The organism is Pseudomonas sp. IPO3747 (genome assembly GCF_013385245.1).
Lineage (GTDB): Bacteria > Pseudomonadota > Gammaproteobacteria > Pseudomonadales > Pseudomonadaceae > Aquipseudomonas > Aquipseudomonas edaphica.
The window spans coordinates 1-7,362 of sequence record NZ_JACAQL010000042.1 but is presented as its reverse complement, the minus strand read 5'-3'; the positions used below and the strand labels follow the sequence as shown (position 1 = coordinate 7,362).

At 60.7% G+C, this 7,362-nt stretch carries 4 protein-coding genes; 3 read left to right on the top strand and 1 reads right to left on the bottom strand.

What is annotated here, in order from left to right; translation table 11 throughout:
- Window positions 1-40: 40 nt before the first annotated feature.
- On the bottom strand, window positions 41-853 hold the full coding sequence (gene xthA / locus HX790_RS29445) for an exodeoxyribonuclease III (protein WP_017134623.1): 813 nt from the start codon (window positions 851-853) through the stop codon (window positions 41-43).
- Between the two features lie 168 nt (window positions 854-1,021).
- Between xthA and HX790_RS29440 the strand changes: the two genes are divergently transcribed.
- The 3 genes from HX790_RS29440 to HX790_RS29430 all read left to right on the top strand — a co-directional run bounded on the left by HX790_RS29440 (window position 1,022) and on the right by HX790_RS29430 (window position 7,146).
- Complete coding sequence (locus tag HX790_RS29440) at window positions 1,022-1,672, top strand: N-acetyltransferase (protein WP_017134622.1); 651 nt, start codon at window positions 1,022-1,024, stop codon at window positions 1,670-1,672.
- 63 nt (window positions 1,673-1,735) lie between these two features.
- The gene (locus HX790_RS29435) at window positions 1,736-3,463 is read left to right on the top strand and encodes an autotransporter assembly complex family protein (RefSeq protein WP_169988203.1); all 1,728 of its coding nucleotides are present in this window, start codon (window positions 1,736-1,738) and stop codon (window positions 3,461-3,463) included.
- The gene (locus HX790_RS29430; protein WP_176992615.1) at window positions 3,463-7,146 is read left to right on the top strand and encodes a translocation/assembly module TamB domain-containing protein; all 3,684 of its coding nucleotides are present in this window, start codon (window positions 3,463-3,465) and stop codon (window positions 7,144-7,146) included. Before HX790_RS29435 ends, HX790_RS29430 begins: the two co-directional genes overlap by 1 nt.
- Window positions 7,147-7,362 lie beyond the last annotated feature (216 nt).

Genomic DNA, 7,362 nt, shown 5'->3' with positions numbered 1-7,362 from the left:
AAGACAGTTGCTCCCACATTGAAGTACACAAACCTTGAAATCAGCTCAACTCAAGCCAGATCGGCGCATGGTCCGACGGTTTTTCCAGCCCACGCAAGTCGTAATCCACCCCAGCATCCTTGACCCGCGACACCAGGCCGTTGGACGCCAGGATCACGTCAATGCGCAGCCCACGCTTGGGCTCATCTTCAAACCCACGGCTGCGGTAGTCGAACCAGCTGAAGCGGTCGGCCACGTCCGGGTTCAAGTGGCGGAAGCTGTCGACCAGGCCCCAGTTTTTAAGGCGGGCCATCCACTCGCGCTCTTCCGGCAGGAAGCTGCACTTGCCGGTTTTGAGCCAGCGCTTGGCATTGTCGGCGCCGATGCCGATGTCGATATCTTCCGGCGAAATATTGATGTCGCCCATCACTACCAGCGGCTGGTCATTGCTGAACTGGCTTTCCAGCAGTTGCTGCAAATCTTCGTAGAAGCGTTGTTTGGCCGGGAACTTGGTCGGGTGGTCGCGGCTTTCGCCCTGGGGGAAGTAGCCGTTCATCACGGTGATCGACTGGCCATGCTCGTCGGCGAAAGTGCCCCAGATAAAGCGACGCTGGGCGTCTTCTTCGTCGCTGGCAAACCCTTTGTGCAGGCTCAACGCCGGCTTGCGCGACAGCAGGGCCACGCCGTAATGGCCTTTTTGCCCGTGGTAGTACACGTGATAGCCAAGGGCCTGCACTTCGGCCAGCGGGAACTGGTCATCGTGCACCTTGGTTTCCTGCAGGCCGATCACGTCGGGTTGATGCTTTTCAATCAGCGCCGCCAGCTGATGGGGGCGGGCGCGCAGCCCGTTGATATTGAAGGAGACGATTTTCATGGTCGGCAGTCCAGTCTGGCAAAAGGCCGATGCTAGCCGACAAGTCGGACGGGGGCCAGCGTGGCGGTAGGGCGCATGCACTGCTAATGTCTGGGAACGACTGGTGCTGCACAGGTTCGTACCCATAAGAACGCCATCTTTTGAGTGGCGCCCAGGGAGATTGACTGTATGCCTGACACTTCCACTGCCATTGCTGAAATTCGCCTGCTCAACAGCGACTATTCCCGCGAGGCCCGTTCCTTGTTGTATCAGGCCTATCGGCATGAACCGACCTTCGCTTACATCTTCGAGGCTGAGCGGTCGGGGTACGAACAGCGGGTGCGCGCCACCGTGCGTGAGCTGGTCAAGCAGCATTTTTTCCAGAAGCTTCCTGCCATCGGCCTGTTCGTCAACGACCGGCTGATCGGCATCGCTTTGATTGCGCCACCGCAACGGCGCCTGGGCATCACCGAGAGCTGGGCCTGGCAGTTGCGCATGTGGCTGAGCACCGGCGTGCGCGGCACTCGGCGTTATCTGGATTACCATTACGCAGTGTTGGCGTGCCTGCCGAGTGAGTCGGTGCATGTGTTGCCGCTGCTGGGTATTCACCCGCAATTTCAGGGCAAACACTACGGCGAGCAACTGTTGCAGGCGGTGCACAACTGGTGCGCCGAGGACCCGCATTCATCCGGTGTGGTGCTCGATACCGGCAACTCGCGCTATCTGGATTTTTACAAGCGCCAGGGCTATGAGGAAATCGGTGAAGTGGCGGTAGGACCTGTCCTGGAGCATGTGTTTTTTCATCCCAATCCCCAGGCGTTACATGCTGCAACGGCTTGAGACAGAATTATTCAGACAATTCCGGGTTCAAAGAGTCCCCCCAGCTGTGTAGCATCCGCGCCTATGAAGCTTCCAGGAAGATTTACCAGCGGCTTGGTTCTGCTGTTCACAAGCTGCGGCGTATTTGCGCAAAGCGAATTGGACGTGCGCATCAAGCCATCAAACGACGCGTTGAAAGCCAACATCGAAGGCTATATCGGCGGGGTTGGCGATCGTGATGAAGAAGCCTTGCTGCGCTTCAGCCGTGGCGCCGAGGATCAGGCCCGCAAGGCGGCCCAGGCTCTGGGCTTCTATCAGCCGCAGATTTCCAGTGACGTGAAGGGCGGCAAGAACCCGCGCCTGACCCTCACCATCGACCCCGGCGAGCCGGTGCATCTGCGCAACGTGACCATTCGGGTCGACGGCCCGGCCGCGAGCCTCAAAGCCTTTCGCGTGCCTGCCAGCGACGACCTCAAATCGGGCGCCGTGCTCAACCACGGCAACTATGAAGACGCCAAGCGGCTGATTCAGAATCAGGCTTCGCGCTACGGTTTTTTCAATGGGCGTTTCAGCAGCCAGAAGCTGCTGGTGGACCCGCAAGCCGGTGTCGCCGATATCGAACTCATCTACGACAGCGGCCCGCGCTACACCTTGGGCAAAGTCGGGTTTACCGGCGATACGCCGTTCGATGAAGACCTGCTGCAACGCATGGTGCCGTTCAAAAGCGGCGCCCCTTACGACTCTGAACTGATCGCCGAACTCAACCAGAACCTGCAATCAAGCGGCTTCTTCGAAGGCGTACGCGTGGACGCCAGCCCAACCGCCTCGACCAACGATGTGATCCCGGTGGCGGTCCAGCTCGATACCCGCAAGCCACGCACCATGGGCCTGGGCCTCGGTTACTCGACCGACGTTGGCCCGCGCGGCAAAGCCAACTGGACCCGCCATTGGGTCAACCCGCAAGGCCACAGCTATGGCTGGGAGGCCGAACTGTCGGCGCCACGCCAGAACGTCGGCCTGTGGTATGACATCCCGCTCGACCCGCCGTTGACCGACAAGTTGCGCTTCGCCGGCGGTTACCAGAACGAAGAAATCGCCAACACCGACACCCTGAGTAAATTGCTCACCCTCGGCCCCGAATGGCACAGCAAGCTGCCCAGCGGCTGGACGCGGGTGATCTCGCTCAAATACCAGCGTGAAGAGTATCGCCTGGGCAATGACTCGGGCTTGAGCAACCTGGTGATGCCGGGTATCAACTATTCCTACCTGCGCAGCGATAACCGCATCGACCCGCACAATGGCTATCGCCTGATGTTCGACGCCAAGGTCGCCAAGGAAGGGCTCGGCTCCGACACCAACTTGCTGTACGGCACCGCCACCATCAAGGGCTTGACCACTTTATGGGATAACCACCGTTTCCTCGGCCGTGCGCAGTTCGGCGGCAGTGCCACCAACGGCTACAAGTCGGTGCCGCCGTCGCTGCGCTTCTTTGCCGGTGGTGACCAGAGCGTGCGCGGCTACGAGTACCAGACGCTGTCACCCGAAAACGATCGCGGTGACCGCATCGGCGGGCGTTACATGGTGGCCTTGAGCGCCGAGTACCAATATTCCATCGCCGAAAAATGGCGCATCGCGACCTTTATCGACCAAGGCAACTCCTTCAACACCCTGGAAATGCCCAGCCTGAAAACCGGCGTGGGTGTCGGTGTGCGCTGGGTGTCGCCAGTGGGGCCGATTCGCCTTGACCTGGCCCATGCCCTCGAAGATCCGGGCGGCATTCGTTTGCACTTTTCCATGGGGCCTGAGCTGTGATGCGTGGTTTGAAAATAGCAGGGCTGGCCCTTGTGGCGGTCCTCATGCTGCTGCTGTTGGCGCTGTGGACAGTGCTCGGTACTCAAGCAGGCAGCCGTTGGGCCTTGAGCCAGGTGCCGGGTTTGAGCGTGGAAAATTACCAGGGCTACCTGGGTGGCCAATGGAGCGCCGACCATCTGCTATGGCAGCAGGACGCGAGTCGGGTAGAACTCAATGCTCCGAAGTTTGATTGGTCACCAGGCTGCCTGTTGCGCATGACCCTGTGCATCAACCAATTGGACGTGGAACAGGTCAACCTGCAATTTCCGCCGAGCAATGAACCGAGTAGCGGTCCGATAACGTTACCGAATCTGAAGTTGCCGGTTGCCATCCAGTTGGGCGACGTTCGCGTCGGCAGCCTGCTGTTTAACGGCAGTGAGGAACTCAAGGGCCTGCAGTTGGCGGCGCATTGGACGGCTGCTGGCATGCAGATCGATTCGGTGCACCTGCAACGCGATGACCTGGTGCTGGACCTCAACGGCCTGCTGCAACCCACCGGCAACTGGCCGCTGAGCGCCACCGGGAACCTGAGCCTGCCCTATGCGCCCGGCGGCGCGCCGTGGAAGGTTGCGCTCAAGGTTGACGGCGACCTGCTCAAGACCCTCAAGCTCGACGCCGACAGCAGCGGCTACTTGCCCGCGAAGCTCAGCGGCGAGCTGCAACCTTTGGTGGAGAACCTGCCCGCGCAGTTGCACATCACGGCGGATGGCTTTAAACCGAGCGCCGATTTGCCCGACACCTTGCAGCTCAATCAACTGGACCTCACTGCCAAGGGCGACTTGAGCAGCGGCTACCAGTTGCTTGGCCGGGCCGTGCTGCCCGCAGAAAAAGGCCCGGTGGCCTTGCTGTTGCAGGGCAAGGTTGACGCCAAGGGCGCACAGATCGCCGGCCTCGACCTGACTGCCGGTGAGCAGCAAAGCCTCAAGCTCAGCGCCAACCTGGACTGGCAGCAAGGGTTCAGCGCCGACGCGAAAATCAACTGGCTGGATTTCCCCTGGCATCGCCTCTATCCATTGATTGATGAGCCTCAGGTCGCGTTGCGTACGTTCAATGGTGAAGTTTCCTACAAAGACGGCAATTACCTCGGCAATCTCAACGCTGACCTTGACGGCCCAGCGGGTAAATTCAATCTGGTCACGCCATTCAGCGGCGACCTCAAGCAAGTCTTCCTGCCCGAACTCAAACTGACTGCCGGTCAAGGCAAGGCCGAAGGGCACCTGAACCTGCAATTTGCCGACGGCATCGCCTGGGACACTGCGCTGGACTTGTCGGCACTCAACCCGGCGTACTGGGTCGCAGAATTGCCAGGCACCTTGGCCGGGCCATTGCGCAGCAAAGGCGAGTTCAAAAACGAGCAGCTTAAACTGAATGCCGACCTCGACCTCAAGGGCCATTTGCGCGGCCAGACCGCCGTGCTGGCGGCCAAGGCCGAAGGCGCGGGCGAGCAGTGGACCCTGGCCAACCTGGATATCCGCCTGGGCGACAACCGCATCAATGGCAGTGGCAGTCTGCAGCAACGCTTGGCCGGGCAGATTGACATTAAACTGGCGCGCCTGGCCCAACTGTGGCCGCAGTTGCGCGGGCAAATCAACGGCCGCGTGGATGTAGCCGGTACGCTGAAGGCGCCGCAAGGCAAGCTCGACCTCAAAGGCCAGCAACTGGCGTTTGCGGATAATAAACTGCAAAGCCTCACCCTCGATGCGGCCCTCGACAACGCCCAGCGTGCGAAGATCGACCTCAAGGGCAGCGGCATTCAAGCCGGTGAAACCCAGGTCGGCACCCTGACCGCCAGCGCCCAGGGCGACATCAAGAGCCAGAAGGTGCAACTCGATCTGGCCGGGTCGCTGGTCAAACTCGCCCTGGCCCTGGATGGCAACCTCGACAAAGGCAACTGGCGTGGGCGCCTGGCCAGTGGTGATGTGCAGGCCGGCGGCCAGGATTGGAAGCTGCAAGCCCCGGCGAAAATCGAACGCCTGGCCGACGGCAAGCTGACCTTTGCCGCGCATTGCTGGGTGTCTGGCGGTTCCAGCTTGTGCGGTGAAGACCAGCGTCTGATGCCTGAACCCAAGCTGCGCTACCACCTCAAGCAATTCCCGATCGACAGCCTGGCGGCCTTCTTGCCCAAGGATTTCGCCTGGCAGGGCAAGCTCAACGCCGATGTGCAACTCGACCTGCCCAGCAGTGGCCCTAAAGGCGTGGTCGCGGTGGACGCCAGCGGCGGCACCTTGCGCGTGAAGGACAAAAATCAGTGGGTGGATTTCCCCTACGACACCTTGAAGCTGGAAACCGCCCTCAACCCCAAGCGCATCGACACGCAGCTGAATTTTCGCGGTGGCAAGCTCGGCGAGTTGCTGTTGCAGGCGCAGATCAACCCGTTGCCCAAGGACAAGCCGATTACCGGCACGTTCAGCCTCACCGGCCTGGACCTCGCTGTGGCGCGCCCGTTTGTGCCGATGGTGGAAACCCTCAATGGCAAGCTCAACGGTAACGGCCGTATCTCGGGTGGTCTGTTGGCGCCGCAGGTCAACGGCAATGTGAACCTGGTGGACGGCGAAATTTCCGGGCCCGAGCTGCCGATGAGCCTCGAGGGCTTGAATGTGCAGGCGCTGATCGCCGGTGAAAGTGTGCAGCTCAACGGTGGCTGGCGCAGCGGCAAAGACGGGCAGGGCAGCCTCAAGGGCCGCGTCGGCTGGGGCCAGGCCCTGGCGGTGGACCTGAGCCTGCAAGGCTCGAAATTGCCGGTCACGGTTGAGCCCTATGCCAAGCTGGAAGTGGCGCCGGACCTTAAGATCAGCCTCAAGGACGACAAGCTGGCGATTGCCGGTAAGGTGCACATCCCGCGCGGCGATATCACCGTGCGCGAACTGCCGCCGTCGACGGTCAAGGTCTCGGATGACACGGTGATCGTCGGCAGCCAGACCGAGGAGGGCAAGCCGCCGATGGCGATGGCCATGGACATCGACGTCGAGGTGGGTGAAGACCAGCTTAACTTTGCCGGCTTTGGCTTGACTGCCAAGGTTCAGGGCCATGTGCATATTGGCGACAACATGGACACCCGTGGTGAGTTGTGGCTCAACGACGGGCGTTACCGTGCCTACGGGCAGCGCCTCAATGTGCGGCGTGCGCGGCTGTTGTTTGCCGGTCCCTTGGATCAGCCGTTCCTGGATATCGAAGCGACACGGGTGGTCGTGGAAGACTCAAGGACTGTGACTGCCGGTATTCGCTTGAGTGGCAGCGCCGAGCAGCCGGCGACGCAGATCTTCTCCGAGCCGTCGATGCCTCAGGAAGATGCGTTGTCGTACCTGGTGCTGGGGCGTTCGCGTAACAACACGGGCGAAGATAACAATATGCTTGCTGAGGCCGCTCTGGGCCTGGGTTTGATGGGCAGTGCGGGGGTGACTTCGGATATCGCCAACAAGCTGGGGATTCAGGATTTCGACCTTGATACCCAGGGCTCCGGGAACAAGACCGCAGTGGTGGCCAGTGGCAAGATTACCGAGAAGCTCAGCTTGCGCTATGGGGTGGGGGTGTTTGAGCCGGCCAATACCATTGCCTTGCGTTACTTGCTGAGCAAGAAGGTGTACCTGGAAGTGGCCAGTGGCGTGGCGAGTTCGTTGGATATCTTCTACAAGCGGGATTTCTAGGGGTTGTATAAGGTAAGAAGTCTGGGAGCTGGCTTGCCTGCGATGGCGGTTTGTCGGTGTGTATATCCGTTACTGCGGTAACGGCTGCTTATGGTTCCGCTCTTACAGCGGGTCACTTTTGGCAAACGCCCGGAATGCCGGCCCAGCCAAAAGTAACCAAAAGGTCTTCGCCCCACCACTCGGCACCTCGCCTAGGCTCGGTGTGCCCTCACTCCG